This is a genomic window from Methanorbis rubei (genome assembly GCF_032714495.1).
Taxonomy (GTDB): domain Archaea; phylum Halobacteriota; class Methanomicrobia; order Methanomicrobiales; family Methanocorpusculaceae; genus Methanocorpusculum; species Methanocorpusculum rubei.
The window spans coordinates 46,730-64,163 of record NZ_JAWDKB010000006.1; the positions used below are offsets into that span (position 1 = coordinate 46,730).

Annotated in this window: 15 protein-coding genes; 9 read left to right on the forward strand and 6 right to left on the reverse strand. The window is 52.3% G+C overall.

Annotation, left to right across the window (positions count from 1 at the left end; translation table 11 throughout):
- Positions 1-66 precede the first annotated feature (66 nt).
- Positions 67-1,872, forward strand: coding sequence for an energy-coupling factor ABC transporter permease (locus McpCs1_RS07420; RefSeq protein WP_338096625.1), 1,806 nt, complete (start codon positions 67-69; stop codon positions 1,870-1,872).
- A complete protein-coding gene (locus McpCs1_RS07425; RefSeq protein ID WP_338096626.1) occupies positions 1,869-3,017 on the forward strand; it encodes an energy-coupling factor ABC transporter ATP-binding protein in 1,149 nt (382 codons plus the stop codon). Before McpCs1_RS07420 ends, McpCs1_RS07425 begins: the two co-directional genes overlap by 4 nt.
- A 531-nt stretch (positions 3,018-3,548) precedes the next feature.
- Here McpCs1_RS07425 and argF read toward each other — a convergent pair.
- From argF to McpCs1_RS07445, 4 genes are all read right to left on the reverse strand, one after another.
- Positions 3,549-4,466, reverse strand: a complete 918-nt coding sequence (gene argF, locus McpCs1_RS07430; RefSeq protein ID WP_338096627.1) for an ornithine carbamoyltransferase — start codon at positions 4,464-4,466, stop codon at positions 3,549-3,551.
- A complete protein-coding gene (gene purD / locus McpCs1_RS07435; RefSeq protein ID WP_338096628.1) occupies positions 4,463-5,755 on the reverse strand; it encodes a phosphoribosylamine--glycine ligase in 1,293 nt (430 codons plus the stop codon). Before purD ends, argF begins: the two co-directional genes overlap by 4 nt.
- Positions 5,756-5,801: 46 nt before the next feature.
- Entirely contained in the window at positions 5,802-6,314 is a 513-nt protein-coding gene (gene pyrE, locus McpCs1_RS07440) for an orotate phosphoribosyltransferase (RefSeq protein WP_338096629.1), read from the reverse strand.
- Positions 6,315-6,838: 524 nt separating this feature from the next.
- Positions 6,839-7,396, reverse strand: a complete 558-nt coding sequence (locus tag McpCs1_RS07445) for a CDP-2,3-bis-(O-geranylgeranyl)-sn-glycerol synthase (protein WP_338096630.1) — start codon at positions 7,394-7,396, stop codon at positions 6,839-6,841.
- A 100-nt stretch (positions 7,397-7,496) separates the two neighbouring features.
- Between McpCs1_RS07445 and tes the strand changes: the two genes are divergently transcribed.
- The 4 genes from tes to yciH all read left to right on the forward strand — a co-directional run bounded on the left by tes (position 7,497) and on the right by yciH (position 12,505).
- On the forward strand, positions 7,497-8,981 hold the full coding sequence (gene tes / locus McpCs1_RS07450; protein ID WP_338096631.1) for a tetraether lipid synthase Tes: 1,485 nt from the start codon (positions 7,497-7,499) through the stop codon (positions 8,979-8,981).
- Between the two features lie 357 nt (positions 8,982-9,338).
- Complete coding sequence (locus McpCs1_RS07455; protein WP_338096632.1) at positions 9,339-11,486, forward strand: Tex family protein; 2,148 nt, start codon at positions 9,339-9,341, stop codon at positions 11,484-11,486.
- Positions 11,487-12,119 (forward strand): DUF2115 domain-containing protein, encoded by a 633-nt coding sequence (locus McpCs1_RS07460; protein WP_338096633.1) that lies wholly within the window; start codon positions 11,487-11,489, stop codon positions 12,117-12,119.
- 80 nt (positions 12,120-12,199) lie between these two features.
- Positions 12,200-12,505: a stress response translation initiation inhibitor YciH gene (gene yciH / locus McpCs1_RS07465; RefSeq protein WP_338093584.1), complete on the forward strand. Its 306-nt coding sequence runs from the start codon at positions 12,200-12,202 to the stop codon at positions 12,503-12,505.
- Between the two features lie 20 nt (positions 12,506-12,525).
- Here yciH and McpCs1_RS07470 read toward each other — a convergent pair whose 3' ends face one another.
- Together McpCs1_RS07470 and McpCs1_RS07475 are read right to left on the reverse strand one after the other, a co-directional pair.
- Complete coding sequence (locus tag McpCs1_RS07470; protein ID WP_338096634.1) at positions 12,526-13,458, reverse strand: tetratricopeptide repeat protein; 933 nt, start codon at positions 13,456-13,458, stop codon at positions 12,526-12,528.
- A 552-nt stretch (positions 13,459-14,010) separates the two neighbouring features.
- Positions 14,011-14,538: a hypothetical protein gene (locus McpCs1_RS07475; RefSeq protein ID WP_338096635.1), complete on the reverse strand. Its 528-nt coding sequence runs from the start codon at positions 14,536-14,538 to the stop codon at positions 14,011-14,013.
- A gap of 519 nt (positions 14,539-15,057) precedes the next feature.
- On the opposite strand from McpCs1_RS07475, the gene McpCs1_RS07480 reads away from it, so the two are divergent.
- The 3 genes from McpCs1_RS07480 to McpCs1_RS07490 are packed head-to-tail and all read left to right on the forward strand — an operon-like array spanning position 15,058 to position 17,397.
- Positions 15,058-15,816, forward strand: a complete 759-nt coding sequence (locus McpCs1_RS07480) for a TFIIB-type zinc ribbon-containing protein (RefSeq protein WP_338096636.1) — start codon at positions 15,058-15,060, stop codon at positions 15,814-15,816.
- On the forward strand, positions 15,813-16,817 hold the full coding sequence (locus McpCs1_RS07485) for a TFIIB-type zinc ribbon-containing protein (RefSeq protein ID WP_338096637.1): 1,005 nt from the start codon (positions 15,813-15,815) through the stop codon (positions 16,815-16,817). Before McpCs1_RS07480 ends, McpCs1_RS07485 begins: the two co-directional genes overlap by 4 nt.
- A gap of 1 nt (position 16,818) precedes the next feature.
- Positions 16,819-17,397, forward strand: a complete 579-nt coding sequence (locus tag McpCs1_RS07490) for a hypothetical protein (RefSeq protein WP_338096638.1) — start codon at positions 16,819-16,821, stop codon at positions 17,395-17,397.
- Positions 17,398-17,434 lie beyond the last annotated feature (37 nt).

Genomic DNA, 17,434 nt, shown 5'->3' on the forward strand with positions numbered 1-17,434 from the left:
AATCGTTGTGTCTGAAATTACTATAGTAATATTTTGCTACGGCAAATAAATTGGTGTTTTTGACCTATGCATATCATGGAAGGTTTTCTTCCCGGGCCTTGGTGGCAAATCTGGACTATAGTTGCCGCAATCTGCGTCGTTGCAGGCATCGCCGCCTTCACGAAGCTTGTACGGCAGCGTCCCGAAACTCTTCCTCTTCTCGGACTCGCCGGTGCATTTGTGTTTATACTCTCATCACTTAAAATACCATCCCTGGGATCGTCCTCCCACCCGACCGGCACCGGATTTGGCGCAGTATTGTTCGGGCCTGCGATCACCTCTGTCTTTTGTACGGTCGTTCTCGTGTTTCAGGCACTCTTTCTTGCGCACGGAGGTCTCACGACGCTTGGCGCAAACATTGTTGCGATGGGAGTCATTGGACCGCTCGCCGCCTGCCTGATATTCCGGGTCGGCCACTTGATCACTCCTGCATTTTCGGTGCGTGGTTTTACCATAACCATGTTCTCTGCCGCGGCTGCCGCAGACCTCGCAACGTACGCGATGACTTCGCTACAGCTTGCTCTTGCCTACCCTGCCGCAGACGGAGGCATTCTCGCAACATTTCTCCTCTATATTGGAATATTCGGCATCACCCAGATTCCGCTCGCCGTAGTCGAAGGAATTGCCATCGTGCTTCTGATGCGGCTGGTCATCACCGTAAAGCCGGAAATTTTCGTGAGCCTTGGCATTCTTTCCCGCACGGAAACCAAAACTCTCGGCGGCGTCTGTGATGCCGAGACCGCACTGCCCAACTCCCGCAAATGGGTGTGGGTCGGCATTCTTGTTGTTCTGATTACAGCAGTTCTCGCATTCTCGTTTGCGGTGTATGGAGCCCAGCCCGGAACCGATGACATCGTTGCCGGCACACTTGAAGGAACCGGTGTTGTTCCCTGGTTTGAAGCAGGCAGTCTGTTCTCTGAAGAGATGCACGGCTGGCTGTTTGCTTTGCAGGCAGCTCTTGGAACTGTGATTGTGATCGCATGCCTGTACTGGTTGCGCTACCGGACCAACTGCGGCAAAGGAAGATGCGGCGAGCAGAAACACACCATCTTCGATGAACACATTCTTGACGATGCGGCAATGGCAAGCCCGCTGCGGCATGTTCCCGCATGGCTGAAGCTGGTGCTGTGCATCACGGCGATTATCATCGCCGTGACGTCACCGCTGCCGTATGTTCCGCTGTTTATTGCCGCGGTAATGATCGCCGCATCCTTCCTGCTTGCGAAGGTAAGTCTGCACCTCTACTCCTCTCTTCTGATGATTCCGGTTGCATTCGCCGGCACCGGAGCTCTGGTGATTCTTTTCATCACCGGCGGCGGTGAGACGCTGGTGGATCTTTTCACGATCGGTCCCCTGCATCTTTCGATCACCACCAACTCTGTTGCACTTGCGGTTCTCGTGCTGTCGCGAACGTTTGCCGGTATGTGCTGTCTCTACTTCCTGGCGCTCACAACACCGATGACCTCGCTGTTTGAGGTTCTGAAGAGTCTGCGGTTCCCGCAGGAGTTTGTGGATCTGGCGATGCTGATTTACCGGTACATCTTTGTGTTTATCGGAGAAGCCATCAGCATCCACAATGCGCAGGTGATGCGTGGCGGGTATGGTTCGTTCAGGAACTGGATCAGTTCGTTTTCGATGCTTGCCTCGATGCTGTTTATCAGAACCTGGGATCGCGGCGAGTCGATATTTTTGTCGATGGACTCCCGCTGTTATGACGGGTGTATGGTGCTGCCTGAGGAAGAGAGCCGTGCGACGCCCGCGTCCGTGTTCGCGGTCACGGTGTTTTTAGCTGCGGCGTTTCTGCTGTTGATCTTTGAATGGAGGTTTGTATGAGCGATTATGTTTTAGAGTTTGATGATGTGTGGTACTCGTACCCTGCCCGACCCCCGTCGCTTTCGGGGATTTCGTTTTCGGTTGAACGCGGTAAGAAGGTGGCTGTTGTCGGCCCGAACGGGGCCGGCAAGACGACGCTTCTTCTGATGTGCAACGGGACGCTTGTGCCGGAAAAAGGGTCTGTGCGAATCGACGGAGCTGAGGTCGAGTATGACCGTGCGGCTCTCCGGCGTGTCAGGACAGCGGTCGGGTTGGTGTTTCAGAACTCGGATGCGCAGGTGTTTGCGCCGAGTGTGTATGCGGATGTGGCGTTCGGGCCGGCGAATCTGCGGCTGCCTGAAGATGAGATCAAGACGCGGGTTTCTGATGCGCTGTTTGCGGTGGGTCTCGCCGGCTATGAGCGGCGTGCGCCGCATCATCTGTCAGGCGGGGAGAAAAAACGTGTGGCGATTGCAGGAATTTTGGCGATGAAGCCGGAGATTTTGGTGGCTGATGAGCCGACGGCGTCGCTGGATCCTGCTACTGCAGCTGAGATCATGGATCTTTTGGATGAGCTGCATGAGGATGGAACAACGATTCTGTTGTCCACACATGATGTGGAGCTTGCGTACCGCTGGGCTGATGAGGTGATTTTGCTGGGCGGTGGAGAGCTGCTGCATCAGGGAACGCCTGCTGCGGTGTTTACGGACCGCGAACTGATGCGCTCTGCCCGACTGACGCCGCCGGTTCTGCTGGATTTGTATATGGAGCTTTCCCGCAGGAGTCTGGTGGGTGCTGATGTGCCACCGAAGGGAATTCCTGAGATGACGCAGCTGATTGAGGGAGTTCCGCCGAAAGAGCGAAAGTTCGGCACGGTGTTTGTTGCAGATACTGATGTTCTCACGAAAGAAGGGCTTGATACGCTGTGTGTTGAGCATTCTTCCTGCCGCACGGGAGCGATGGGGACGCGGGCAAAGCGTTTCTGTCATGATGCGGGTCATTCACCGGATTATACCTATGGTGTTGTGGATAAGTGCCTGCTTGCGGCGATGACCGGCGAAGATACGCTGATTCTGACCTGCGGAGGAATGCTGGACCGCGTGGAGCTGCGGGCACGGCTGTTTGCTGAGGAGAGCGGGATTTCTGTTCCGGTCGTGCGGGTGTAATTTTTTTATTTTTATGTGATAAAAGAGTGGTTTTGTTCATAAATTCGTTTATTGACAACTAACGTTCATCGTAGCTCCGCCCACGGAAAAGCGGAAAACACGAAATTTCACAGAAAAACATCACGGAGCAGACGTGAACATCACGGAAATGCATTGTTTTTGGATTCTGTGATGTTCACGCCTCTCAGTGATGTTTTTTCTGTGCGTCTTCTGTCTGCTCCGTGCTTTCCGTGGGGGGCAGGGGGTTAATAAACAACACCCCCAATATCCAAAAGCTCGAATATTTGGCGTTTGACATTTGTCACTTTGTCATCCTAAAAAAAACAGGTCAAGCCCCTCCGCAGCCACCAGCCGTGATCCTGACTGATGTGCTGCTCTCCGCACCCATGTTGTTTATATTTGGAACTCATCAGATAAATATCACTCATCGCGGTCGAAAATCAACAAAACAAAAAAAAATATTCTCCTCATCGGAAAAATCATCAATGACAAATGTCAAAGCGACAAAGATTGTCCTGTGGTTAAAAAAAATTAGATATTTTGTCCCATCAGCCGCACAAGAACTGCCTTCTGTGCGTGCAGACGGTTTTCCGCCTGATCCCACACACCGCTCTGCATCGAATCAAGCACCTCATCCGTAATCTCCTCACCGCGGTGGGCCGGAAGGCAATGGAGCACAATTGCATCAGGTGCAGCCCGCTTCAGGAGCGGCATATCAAGGCAGAACCCGTTGAAATCCTTCAGCTTCATATCCTTGATATCCTCCTCGCCCATCGAGATCCAGGTATCCGTATAAATCGCGTGCGCATCAGCAACCGCTTTGGTTGGATCATCATAGGTAACAATTTTACCACCATTATCGCGTGCAAACTGCACAGCCTGTGGATCAGGCTCGTACCCTTTTGGCGTTGCCACGGCAATCTCCATACCGGTCTGAACCGACGCCATAATCAGCGAGTTGCAGACATTGTTTCCGTCACCAATCCATGCGATCTTCAGATCCTGAAGATCCCCGAACTTCTCCTTCAGCGTCAGTGAGTCCGCCATAATCTGGCAGGGATGCTCCTTGTCGGAAAGCGCATTGATAACAGGAACCGACGAATACTTCGCAAACTCCGTAATCGTCTCATGTTGAAACGTCCGCATGATTACCCCGTGCACATACCGCGACATCACCCGCGCGGTATCTGCAATCGTTTCACCGCGTCCAAGCTGCGTGTCCCGCGAGTTCAGGTACAGCGCGTATCCGCCGAGATCATACATACCCACATCAAACGAAATTCGTGTTCTGGTTGATGCCTTCTCAAAGATCATCGCCAGCGTCTTTCCTGCAAGCAGCGGGTGAGGAACACCTGCATACCGCTGGCGCTTCAGCCTGGCTGCAAGCGTCAGAATATCATCATACTCTTCGCGGGAGAGGTCTGTGATCGATAAAAAATCCTTCTTCATCCACGCAGCTCCTTCATGTGTGCGATCCTCTTGGCAAACAGTGCTTCAGTTCCAACATCAGTCCGGTGACGGACGTTGCCGGAGACGTTTCTGCATGCAGTTTCTGCTGCTGCCTCAGCGTCAGCGAGTGTGCTCCCAACCCCAACGAACGCCATCGTTCGCGAGGTCTGGGTCTTAAGAACGCCGTTCTCTTCAACCACATTTGCGTAGTAGAGAATCGTGTTCTCATGTGCGCCGACTGTGATTTTATCGCCTGCGTGCGGGTTATCCGGGTAATCCTGCGGCACAATATACTTGCAGACCGTCGCTTTGTTTGCAAACGAGACATCCTTTGCCGAGAGCGTTCCTGCGATGATGTGCTCTGCAATGGTTACAAAGTCCGACTCAAGCAGGGTCAGCACGTTCATCGCTTCAGGGTCGCCGAACCGAGCATTGTACTCGATCACCTTCGGGCCTGATGCTGTGTTCATGAACTGGCCGTAGAGCACTCCTTGGTACGGGCATCCCTCCTTGGCGAGCGCGTCAACGGTTGCCTGCATGATCGAAAACGCTGCGGCATAATCTGCATCGGTTACGAACGGGAACTTGTGGTCTGCGAGCGTGTAGGAACCCATGCCGCCGGTGTTGGGGCCTTTGTCGCCGTCGAACGCGCGTTTGTGATCCTGCACGAGCGGCATCGGAACGAGAGTTTTTCCGTCCACGAATGCCATCAGGGTGAACTCTTCGCCAAGCAGCCGCTCTTCCAGAATGATCGTCTGATTTTTGAGGGTCATCGCATACTCGACCGCTCCTTCGCGGTCAACCTGTTCGCCCATGACTTTCACGCCTTTGCCGCCGGTAAGACCGGTCGGTTTTACGGCGAGGTCGCCGGGGTAAGCTCTGATGTACTCGGCGGCCTCTTCAGGAGTCTGGCAGAGTTCGTATGCCGGACATCCGTCGATTTTATGTTTCTGCATCAGACTGCGACAGAATCCTTTATCGGTTTCGATGCGTGCGGCATTTTTTGACGGGCCGACGCAGCCGATGCCGGCAGCTCTCAGCGCGTCAGAGACGCCTGAGGCGAGCGGGGCTTCCGGGCCCATTACAGCATATCTGATATTGTGCTGTTTTGCAAATGCTACGACTGCTTCGGCGTCGGTCTCCGCATGGATCAAAACCTCACGGCAGAGTTTTGCGATCCCTGGATTTTTCTTGGCCATTACGCAGTAGAGTTCAGTATTCGTATTTTTTGACAGTGCAGCAGCAATAGCGTGTTCCCGTCCGCCGCCACCCACAACAAGTATTCTCATCTTTATATCCATCCTCATCTCTTCCAAAAATGTTTTCGGGTTTATTTCAGCGATTCAGCAGTTCGCTTGCTTTCACCAGCGGGTGCAGGGCGACGCCATCAGCTGCAAGCAGTGCGGCTGCCCCGCCGTCGCGGTCGACAACCGATACTACGGAGTCGATTACTGCTCCTGCTTTACGCAGTTCGTCAACTCCATATTTTGAGCTGCCGCCCGAAGTGGTTACATCCTCGATTAACAGGACGCGTTTTCCTGCGACGTCACCGATTACCATCTCGCTTTTGCCGTGATCTTTTGCTGCGGCACGAATAATTGCGCATGATTTTCCACTTGCAAGAGAGACTGCGACTGCAAGCGGTACTCCGCCGACCGCAACGCCTGCGACTACTTCAAACTCGTAGCGTTCTGCGACCTCTTTTGCAATTTCGCCAAGCAGTGCTGGCTGCATGATTGCTGTTTTTACATCAACGTAGTATGTGCTTTTGGCCCCGGATGCCAGAGTAAAATCCCCGAATTCCACGGCTTTGTATTGAATTAACAGATCTAATACCGGATTTGCCATGATGTCAGTAAATCTCCTGATCAAATATCTTGTATTGTTGGTTGTGCTATAACTTCAGTGTTTTGCACGGTGTGAGTTTTATCATTTGGTCTGAAAAGCCATTAACTTTGTTCGTGGAATTTTGGGTTTGGTCGGGCTTGGGGTAAAGCCATGTCAGGGAACTTACGCGGTGTGATTCTGTCAAGTGACATAAGCCCTAGAAAAGTTATTTTTCAATGTGATGCCGCTTTGAGATTTTTTAAACACGAACCACGCGAAAAATCACGAAATAGCTAACTCACAAAATAGTACGAAAAACACAAAATAGGATTTTCGATGCAGTAATTATTGTTAATTGATTTTTGGCACAACAATGCCCAACCATCGTCTTTATTTTCAATTCTTACGAATTATTCAGTTATTGAATCTGAATCCAAGAGTCAATTTCGTGTTTTTGGAAATATTTCGTGAGTTAGCTATTTCGTGATTTTTCGTGTGGTTCGTGTTTCGAAATATTCGCCGCCGCGTAATTCCTATCAAAAAAATTACCAGGGAACCTGTTTGATTCCAATCAGGTATCCAATAATGTTTGCCCCGCGGTGCAGCAGAGGCGTCCAGATAAGAATTGCAATAAAGACCCAGATCGTGATGTACTCCATCACCCAGGGCCATGCGCAGATTGCCAGAAGCACGAGCGATCCTGCAACAAGATCATACATATCTGCGATCGGCCACTTTTCCCCGCGCCCCTTCCCTGATCTGCGCTTGAAGTAACTCTTCACCATATCTCCCAGAAGCGCTCCGGTTGCAAGGGCTGTAATCGTCACAATCGTGTGCTGCGGCAGCCAGTCCCAGTGAAATGTTGTTGCGAGAAAAATCTGCAAAAGACCAAACAGCACACCAACACAAATACCGCCGATAAGCCCGCGCCACGTCTTTCCGTCGCCCAGATATCTGCGCCCGTCCTTTGCGTTTTTCCCAAAGTCAACCGGTGTGCCGCCGCCAAACGGCACTGCCCCGGCATTTGCCACATACGCAGGCACCATAATCCAGAACGCAGAGACAAACGTCGCCAAAATTGCAAGAACCGTCTCCACAATCATCCGTTAACACTATCCATAGTTTATTTAATAGAAAGCAGAAAGATATAATAACTTACATTCTGGCGGACGAACCGTCAGACCCAAGGAGATACGCGGGTCTATGAAAATCATCAAAGAAACAAAAAGCATATGTCCTGTTTGCGGCAAGCTGCTGCCTGCGACCGTTACGGAAGAGGAAGGGGCCATCTGGATCCACCGGACCTGTCCGGAGCACGGGGAAACACGCTCTCTCTACTGGTCAGACGCGGCGATGTACTACCGGTTCGATCAGTATGACCGTTCCGGACGCGGCGTCAACAATCCGAACTGCGATACCCCGGGCGAGTGCACCCAGCGGTGCGGACTCTGCGCTCACCACAAATCAGGAACCCTTCTTGCAAACGTCGACGTCACCAACCGGTGCAATCTGAAATGCGAGTTCTGCTTTGCAAACGCACGCGCCTGCGGATATATATATGAGCCGACGTTCGAGCAGATTATTTCCATGTTTAAGCTCCTCAGAAGTCAGGAGCCGGTTCCCTGTCCGGCGGTTCAGCTTGCAGGCGGCGAGCCGACCATGCGCGATGACCTGGCTGATATCATCAGAAAAGCCAAGGAACTCGGGTTTGCGCAGATTCAGATGGCATCCAATGGTGTCAAGCTTGCCCAGAACCCGAAGCTTGCCGAAGAGCTTCGCGACGCAGGACTGTCCACGGTATATCTCCACTTCGACGGCGTCACCAAGGAGACCAATCCGCTTCTGGAGAAGACCAGTCTTCCGGCAATTGAAAACTGCCGCAAAGCAGATCTCGGCATTGTGCTTGTTCCAACCGTTATCAACGGCAAGAACGATCATGAGGTCGGCGAGATCATCAAGTTCGCTTCCAAAAATATCGATGTTATTCGCGGCATTAACTTCCAGCCGGTTGCATTCACCGGAGCTGCGAAGAACGATGATGTTGAGCGCGAGCGCGTTACCGTTCCTGACCTGGCAAAACGCATTGAGAGCCAGACCAAAGGAGCAATCAAGCAGGCAGACTTCTATCCGGTTCCGTCCATGATGGCGGTCTGTGATCTGATCGAGTCCTATACGAACCAGCCGCAGATCATGTTCTGCGCCCACCCGCACTGCGGTGCGGCAACCTACGGGTTTGTGAATGAGAACGACGAGCTTGTTCCGATCAACCGGTTCATCGATGTGGATCGGTTCCTCACCGAGGTCGGCTCGATGGCTGAGAAGTTCAAGACCACCGGAAAAACCGGCAAGTATCTTGCGATGGCTTCTGGCCTCAACAATATGCGCAAAATGGTGGAGAAGGAAGAGGTTGACGGCGTTAAAATCGATATGAACAAGATGATTTATGATGCTTTAATCAAGCACGATTACGACTCGATCGGTGAGTTCCACAAGAATGCGCTCTTCATTGGAACTATGCACTTTATGGACTGCTTCAACTACGACACCGACCGTGTGGAGCGGTGCTGCATCCACTATGCAACGCCTGAAGGCAGACTGATTCCGTTCTGTACCTACAACAGCGGTCCGGTCTACCGCGAGCAGGTCTGGAAGAAGTACTCCCAACCGATGCCGGAAAAGAAGGCATAATCTGATAACTACAGCCATCTGGCTGTTCCTTTTTTTTATTCGTTTGGGATTGATCAGCTCCGCCCACGGAAAAACGGAACACACGGAGCTTCACCGAAAAACATCACGGAGCAGACGTGAACAGCACGGAAGTATCGTTTATTATTTTACATCTGAGTTCCGTGTTGTTCACGTCTGCTCCGTGATGTTTTTTTCTGTGTGTTTTCCGTGTGCTCCGATTTTCCGTGGGCGGAGCAACGAACAATATCGAACAGCATATGTCAATAATCGAATTTATGATCAACACCCAGGCATTACGAACAAAACTGCCCCGCTGTCAAGCTTTATCCCGTTCCTTGTGCAAAATAATACCCATATATGATCCTCTCCTCAGGACCTGGTTCAACTCGTCTCTGCCGAAAAGTTGCTGACTCTCTATCACTTTCTGAAGAGTCCGTAACAGCAGTTGCATCACTTTTTGGCGGCGGTGCGACCGTTCCTTTCATCGCCAGATATCGAAAAGAGGCAACCGGTTCTCTTGACGAAGTCGCCATCGCTTCAGTGCGCGACGCATTAATTCGCATCAAACAGGTGGATGACCGCCGCGGCACCATCCTCAGTTCGCTGCGTGAACGAAAAATACTGACCGCAGACCTGCAAAATAAACTGCTCTCAGCTGATACCGTCGCAGAAATTGAAGATATCTACCTCCCGTTCCGACCCAAACGCCAGACCCGTGCAAGTGTTGCACGAGACCGCGGGCTTGAACCGCTCGCAGCAGTCCTCAGAATGCAGGACCCGCGACTTTCTCCGTCTGTTGCTGCCGCAACATTTCTCTCTGATGCCGTGCCGACCGCAGCAAATGCCCTTGCCGGCGCACGCGATATCCTTGCCGAAGAGATCTCTGAAAGTGCGGACGTCCGCGGCATGATTCGCGGAATCTTTGCAGGCTCCGCACACCTTTCGTCCGATGTCATCAAAGGAAAAGCCGAAGACGCCTCAGTCTATGCCGGATACTTTGCCTGGGACGAACTCGTCACCAGAGCCGCATCACACCGCATCCTTGCGGTCATGCGCGGAGAACGCGAAGGCGTTCTCCGCCTGCATCTTGCGCCGCCCGAAGATGCCGTCCTCAAATCCCTGCACACCCAGGTGGTGACTGGTCGCGGCGAAGCATCAGCCGAGGTCGCGTCGGCAGCAACCGATGCCTACCGAAGGTTAATCCTCCCCTCGCTCGAACGCGAGTTCTTCAACACCGTCAAAGAGCGTGCAGACACCGAAGCAATCGCTGTGTTTGCCGATAACCTCCGCCATCTCCTCCTCGCAGCACCTGCCGGAGAAAAACGGGTGCTTGCCATTGATCCCGGATACCGGACCGGCTGTAAACTCGTCTGCCTTGACGCAACCGGAAACGTGGTTGAGACCGGCGTCATCTATCCGCAGACCAACCCTTCAGCCGCCAGAGCCACGCTGATGCAGCTCTCAAAAACCCACGCGGTTGACATCATTGCTGTCGGCAACGGAACCGCGGGCCGAGAAACGGAAAAATTCGTCCGCGGCATCACGTTCGGCAGGCCGCTGCCTGTGCTTCTCACGAGCGAGTGCGGCGCATCTGTTTACTCGGCGTCAGCTGAGGCGAGACGTGAGTTCCCTGACCTTGACATCACGCTTCGCGGCGCTGTCTCTATCGGACGCCGCGTGCAGGACCCTCTCGCCGAACTCGTCAAGATCGATCCGAAATCCCTGGGCGTCGGTCAGTACCAGCATGATGTTGATCAGAACCGGCTTGCCGCAAAACTTGCCGACATCGTGGAACAGGTCGTGAACTCGGTCGGCGTAAACCTCAACACCGCAAGCGCTTCCCTGCTCTCTTATGTCTCAGGCATCGGTCCTTCGCTTGCGGAAAAAATTGTTGTCTACCGAACAACAAACGGCCCGTTCAAAAACCGGAATGAACTTCTGAATGTTCCTGGGATCGGGCCAAAAACATTTGAACAGGCGGCAGGATTCCTCAGGATCATTGGCGGCGACAACCCGCTTGATATGACTGGCGTTCACCCGGAGCGGTATCCTCTTGTGGAACGGATGGCAAAAGACCTCGGCGTGTCTGCAGGCAGACTCGCAGGCGCTCCCGAACTTCTCAAACGCATCGAGCCGGAAAAATATGTGAGCGAAAACTGCGGGCTTGTTACCATCACTGATATCATCGATGAGCTGGGAAACCCGGGCCGCGACATCCGCATCACCGGCGAGGAAGAGTTCTCGTTCGACCAGTCGGTTCATGAACTCACCGACCTTACTGAAGGCATGGTGCTGCCCGGCGTTGTGACCAACGTGACCGCGTTCGGCGCATTTGTGGACGTGGGCGTTCATCAGGACGGGCTTGTGCATATCAGCGAGCTTGCCGTCAGATTTGTTGCGCATCCGTCCGAGGTTGTTTCAGTCGGCAAACAGGTTCGCGTGATGATCCTCTCGGTTGATCATGCCCGTAGCCGCGTCAGTATGAGCATCAAGCGGGTGCTATAAGTGGGGTTCTGGAACCGCTCAGGAGCGGCGGTTGTGACCAGAAGCGTTGACTGGGAAGCATTGTGCGTCCTCTCACGCAAAGGCGAGCTGCTTGCTGCGCTGAAGATTGCAGGAGCTTCGTTCACGCCTGATGACTTGGAAGAGATGCTTGCCAGATATGCGAAGAAACTTGCCTATGTTCCGAAAGATTATGCAGACGCACTGCTTGACTCTGCCCGCGTCCAGATTGTTGACGGTTATCACCGCATGATGACCGCCGAACTTGCAGACGTTCATGCAAACATGCGTCTGTTTGGGTCATGGAAGGAGTTTGCCCGTGATGCCTCGGTCCGGACCACAGGAAAGCGGCTTGCCGTTCTCAAGTATCTCATCGCTGCCTACACGATGTATATCGCAGACTCTCCCGCTCATCCGGTAGGAACCCCGTTTCCGGGCGGCTACGCGGTTGAGCTGCACGAAGGCGTTTACTACTGCCCGGTCCGTGCGGTGCAGGGCGAGGTTGACGCAACGCTTTGCAGATTCTGTCCTGCGGTGCAGAGTCGTGAACGCGACCTCGTGCTGACCAAGGAACAGCGGGAGTTTGTCGAGCGCGGGGAAAAGCTGGACAACTACTTTTTCAATTATCATGGATAATTCCGGCAGTTGTGTGGGGATCGTTTTGCGTTGTATTCAGCAATATCTATTTTAACTCACGGGCACCACTTAGTAATGCAATGAATAGTGGCATCTGCCCGAAATGTGGTTTACCAAAAGAACTCTGTATTTGTGAAGAAGTCGCAAAGGAACAGCAAAGAATCACCGTGAAAGTAAGCAAGAGACGGTACGGCAAAGAGGTCACCGTTGTTGACGGCCTTGATCCGTATGAAATCGATCTTGAGGATCTCTCCAAGTTCCTCAAAGGCCGGCTTGCCTGCGGAGGGACGGTCAAGGAAAACTCCATTGAGCTTCAGGGCAACCACCGTGACCGGGTCAAGGAACTTTTAACGACCCGCGGATACAGCATCGATAATATCAGCTGATCCGATAAAAAAATATTTTTTCAGGCCGTTTCGGCTTTGTGTTTTTCTGTCTGAATGCGTGTGATGAGCTCTGCGTCTTTTTCCGTGCAGTGGGAGAGGGCGGTGTTGAATGCTTCGACTGCGTCGGATTTTTCGCCAAGCATCAGAAGTTCGTAGCCTTTGTTGTACCAGATGTCAGGAGCCTTCGGCAGTGCGATAAGCACACGGCGGAAACAGTCGTAGGCTTCAAGATGTTTTCCCAGAAGACTGAGCGAGAGCCCTTTGTTGTTCATGGCTCCGGTCATGGTCCGGTCATATTTGAGGGCGCGATCATAGTAGTAGACGGCTTTTTCATAATTTTCAAGCTCGCGGTACGCGTTTCCGCAGTTGAAGTAGCTCACTGCGTGTCCCGGAGCAATCTCGATGACTGCTGAGTAGCAGGCGATGGCATCTTCGAGTTTTCCTGCTTCGTAGAGCATTGTTGCCCGGTTGAACCAGTGTTCGGGAGCCCGCGGTTCAAGTTCGCAGACACGGGTCATGACTGCGTCCGCCTGTTTGTAGTTTTTCGCGGCGGCAAGCATTCGTGCGTGGCTCGTGAGGTAGACGACGTTGTCAGGTTCATGCTTCAGAGCCTCGGTGAAACATATGTCGGCTGCTTCGTTTTCTCCAAATGATGCGAGCGTGTCGCCTTTGTTGTGATAGTAGACTGCGCTTGTTGGCCGCAGTTCTATTGCTTTGTCATAGCAGAGAACTGCTTCGTCACGTCTGCCGAACCTTGCAAGGATTCGTCCTTTGTCGTTCCATGCAGGAGCATTGTTTGGGTCTGCGGTAATTGCTTTGTCCAGACTCCACAAGGCGTCGTTGTATCGGTCGTACCGAAGGTAAGAGATTGCGTCGCTGTAGTATCGAGCCGACTCTGCAGCTTTTGTGTCTTTGCTGCTTTCGGTCTTTTTGATCCGGTCAAAGAGTCCCATGAATATGATTTACCAGTATGAGGCGCAGAGGGATAGCCTTTTTCACCATAACGTTGAGTCGTCTGCTAAACATGAGCCTGCTTACTGCTTCGCAGCTCCGCCCACGGAAAAACAGAACACACGGAAATATTACAGAAAAACATCACGGAGCAGACGTGAACATCACGGAATCCAAAAAATAATTCATTCGAAATAGGACTTACGCGGTGTGGTTCTGCGACATGGGGTTTTGTTTGAAATAACCACGGAATGCACGGAAAGATTTCTAAGACAATTTATTCTCTTTTACTCTCTCAAAATATGAAAAATATATTCCGTGCATTCCCGCGAAGCGGTGAGCAGGCCGAAGGCATGCGAATCCGGCGCCGCAGGCGTTCTCCGTGCATTTTTGCGAAGCAATGAGCAGGCCAAAGGCATGCGATTTCATTTTTTTCCGCGAAGCTTTGTGTGCTCAGTGCATTCCGTGGTTACTCTAAGTGAGGTCAAGGACCAAAAAATCTCAAACGATGAAATTCATCACCGCGTAACTCCTATTGAAAAAAATAAAAAAAATTAGTTCTGGGGCCGGCAGCCGCTGCAGAAGTACTCAACTGTTGGTTCGGGATCAAAGAGGTCGCCGGAGATGACCTTCTTTCCTTCCGAGGTAAAGGTCTTGCCGCAGATTCTACAGCGTTTTTCCTGTACTTTCTCCTCAGGGCTCATGCGTGCGGTGAAGGTGAAGGCGGTTGTTTTGCCGCTCTTTGTTGGAATGTCTTCGCGTTCACAGACTCTTGATGCAATTCTGTATGCTGCAAGGGGCGCTGCTCCCATATCCATCAGCCACTCAAGCAGTGAGCGCTGAAGATTCTGTGTCAGCATCCAGACGAGTTCTTCGTCGCTGTCCTCATTGATCTCTTCGTCGAGATCTTCGGGGGCAAGCCGGTATCCGCAGAGCGGGCACTTGTTTCCAACAAGCTCCTCTTTTGCCATCTCCTCTAAGCATCCCGGGCAGAAAATCCGCCGCAGCTTCATCTCCGACAGCGAAAGTGCGCTATCCTCTTTTCCTTTTGAAGGATCCCCGCTACTGCTGTCAAGCGTCATTATTTGAAATCTCCATTGTTGTATCTGTACTCGTTTGAAGTACTACTGAGTAGTAGTGTGGCATCTGAATTAATACGTCTTCTTGTTTAGGCAGAATTTTTTCATGATGAGGCAGGCCGGTGTCTCACGAATGCCAAAATTATGTATATCAATATGAAGTTTATTGAGGGTGATATTTTTGGGTCGCGAGGTGTTTCGAGTGGAATATTTTCTCAAATTATGGCTTTGCCCACAAATTTGTTTATTGGCAACTAACATTCGTCGTAGCTCCGCCCACGGAAAAACGGAGCACACGGAAATTTCACAGAAACATCACGGAGCAGACGTGAACATCACGGAAACGAATTGTTTTCGGGTTCTGTGTTGTTCACGCCTCTCAGTGATCTTTTTATTTTTGTGTTTTCCTGCGAAACAGTAAGCAGGCCGCAGACATGCGTTTCGTGGGAGGCAGGAATTAATAGGCAACACCAAAAATACCCAACAACTTAACCACACATCCCGCCCAAACATAACCTACTCATGTCGCCACTCAGCTGCCCGAAATGCGGCGCTCCGGTACGTGCCGAACACGGCAAACAGTATGTCACCTGCGATTCCTGCCAAACGGTGATCTATATTGACCGAAGCAGTGTCATCTTCAACTACATCATGCCCTTTATTCTGGACGAGGAAAAAGCCCGTGCAGTGTTTCGCCGCTGGTGTGCAGGCCCCTCGCTCGCCAAAGATCTTGAATTGAATGCTGAAGTAACTTCGGTCGAAAAAATTTACTTCCCGGTCTTCCTCTTCCGCCGAACAATCAAGGGCCAGGAAAAATCCATCATCAAACCGGCAAAAGGAACAACACTCCCCGGACTCCAGAGTCAGATCATTCCGCCGGGCGATGTCATAGTGTTTGACGCAACCATCTCCACCAAAGGAGCTGAAGTCATCACACCTGAGATAAGCGTTGAGACCTATCTCGCAGATCTCCCGGGAACCGCCAAAGAGCAGGCACTGCTCTACCTTCCTTTCTACGTGTTCCACTACCGGTATCAGGGCGTGGACTACACCTCTGTGATGGGAGGAACCTCAGGCCGCGTCTACACCGCAGGATTTCCCGGTCGGTCCGCCGCACCCTACGCTCTTGTCGTCGGCGGAGGATTTCTTCTCGCCTTCATCGGCGGCATTCTCGGTTTCACCGTAACGCCGATATTTTATGTGCTCGCTTTTGCCGGCGCTGCGCTCGCTATGTTCACCGGTCGGGCTGTGGTGAAAACTCCTGAAGGAGGAAAATTATGAGCGACGCAAACCTTCTCGTCGGACTCTCATGCCCCGGATGCGGAGGAATCATTGAAGTTGCCGAAGGAAACAGACTTGCGTTCTGTCCGTTCTGCAACTCTGCTCTTGCGATCACCGCAGATGATGCGGGCATCACACGGTTCATGTACAAGATGGAAGTTACCGAAGCCGCTGCGGAAGCTGCCGCGAAAAAATGGTTCAGGACTTTTCCCAAAGCCCGCGACCTTGCGGCGTCTGCTGTTATCACCGAAATATTTCCCATGTACCTTCCGTTCTGGCGGCTGATTGGAACCGGCAAGGCAATTGCCTGCGGTTACTCAGAGCACACCGACAAAGACGGTCACACGCATACCACGCATCATGAAGATAGTTCTGACAGCGAGTACGTCTGGTCGGTCATCGCCTGCCAGACCGGTGATCTCGGTATTGCCGTCCCGCCCAACCCGCATGGAAAACTTCTGCCGTATGCTGACGGAGATATTCCGGTCTTTGAGACGACCTCCTCCCGCGACGAAGCTTACGATCAGGCAGACACCGACATCAGAATGGAAGCTCACCGCCGCGCGTCGTCAGGCATTGAGACCCTGACATTTTCCAAAACATTCTGCGTGCCCCGCGAGTTCTCGCTCCTCTACTACCCATACTGGATTATTCGGTACCAGTACCGGGAACGCGACTACTTTGTCGTGCTTGACGGGGTTGCAGGAACTCCGGTCTCCGGTCGGGCACCGGGCGACCAGACCTACCAGGCACTTGCCGCAGGTCTTGGCTCAGGATTCGGCGGACTTTGCGCAGGAGCAGGAGTTGCGTACGCCCTATACTCAGGCTCCGACTACGCCATCGCCGGTTTCGGCGGTGTGGTGATGGGTCTTATTCTTGTGCTTGCCGGTTACTGGATGTTCAGATTCGGCTCAGAAATCACCGAAGGAAAACTCACCGGCGGCATATCACTTTCGACCAAAGGATTCGGACAGAAAACTGTCCGGGAGATCAAACGATAACATGGCACTGCTGGTAAAAAATCTGTTCTGCCGCGGCTGCGGCTCCCCGTTGAAAGCAAAAGAGGCTGACCTCATTCTGTTCTGTCCGGCATGCAAAAAAACGATGGAGTTTTTGGATACCGACGTGGGCGACGTTGTCCCCCACATTTTTGCGCCGAAGTCTGAGAACAAAGATCTCGTGTACCTTCCGTTCTGGAGAATCGACGCTGACATCAACGTCACTCACTGTGATACGGTCGGCGGATTTTTACGGATCACCAAAAAACCGATGCGTGGCCTGTGCAACTTCTATGTCTGTGCCGCAGACCTGATGCCGAGGCGAACTGCCGGATGGAATCTTGAGTTCAGCAGATCGATGCCGAAAGCTCCTGAGATCTCAGACTTCAGACGTGCTCCGCACTACCCTGTGGTGAAAAATTCCAAAACTGCGGAGAAGGATGCAGAGTTTCTCTTCCTCAAACATGAGATCGATCTCTCAGGAACTCTGCAGGATATCGAGTACAGTTTTGCGGTTCGCGGTCATGAACTGTATTATATCCCATTCATCAGACGCGGGGATGACCTGAGTCCCGCAGTCTGATACCTTCCCTTTTTCAGGTTCTACAGCAAAACAGTAG

Coding starts and splice junctions, on each gene's coding strand:
- McpCs1_RS07420 (WP_338096625.1), top strand. CDS start 67: ATGCATATCATGGAAGGTTTTCTTCCCGGGCCTTGGTGGCAAATCTGG.
- McpCs1_RS07425 (WP_338096626.1), top strand. CDS start 1,869: ATGAGCGATTATGTTTTAGAGTTTGATGATGTGTGGTACTCGTACCCT.
- argF (WP_338096627.1), bottom strand. CDS start 4,466: ATGAAGAAGGATTTTTTATCGATCACAGACCTCTCCCGCGAAGAGTAT.
- purD (WP_338096628.1), bottom strand. CDS start 5,755: ATGAGAATACTTGTTGTGGGTGGCGGCGGACGGGAACACGCTATTGCT.
- pyrE (WP_338096629.1), bottom strand. CDS start 6,314: ATGGCAAATCCGGTATTAGATCTGTTAATTCAATACAAAGCCGTGGAA.
- McpCs1_RS07445 (WP_338096630.1), bottom strand. CDS start 7,396: ATGATTGTGGAGACGGTTCTTGCAATTTTGGCGACGTTTGTCTCTGCG.
- tes (WP_338096631.1), top strand. CDS start 7,497: ATGAAAATCATCAAAGAAACAAAAAGCATATGTCCTGTTTGCGGCAAG.
- McpCs1_RS07455 (WP_338096632.1), top strand. CDS start 9,339: ATGATCCTCTCCTCAGGACCTGGTTCAACTCGTCTCTGCCGAAAAGTT.
- yciH (WP_338093584.1), top strand. CDS start 12,200: ATGAATAGTGGCATCTGCCCGAAATGTGGTTTACCAAAAGAACTCTGT.
- McpCs1_RS07470 (WP_338096634.1), bottom strand. CDS start 13,458: ATGGGACTCTTTGACCGGATCAAAAAGACCGAAAGCAGCAAAGACACA.
- McpCs1_RS07475 (WP_338096635.1), bottom strand. CDS start 14,538: ATGACGCTTGACAGCAGTAGCGGGGATCCTTCAAAAGGAAAAGAGGAT.
- McpCs1_RS07480 (WP_338096636.1), top strand. CDS start 15,058: ATGTCGCCACTCAGCTGCCCGAAATGCGGCGCTCCGGTACGTGCCGAA.
- McpCs1_RS07485 (WP_338096637.1), top strand. CDS start 15,813: ATGAGCGACGCAAACCTTCTCGTCGGACTCTCATGCCCCGGATGCGGA.
- McpCs1_RS07490 (WP_338096638.1), top strand. CDS start 16,819: ATGGCACTGCTGGTAAAAAATCTGTTCTGCCGCGGCTGCGGCTCCCCG.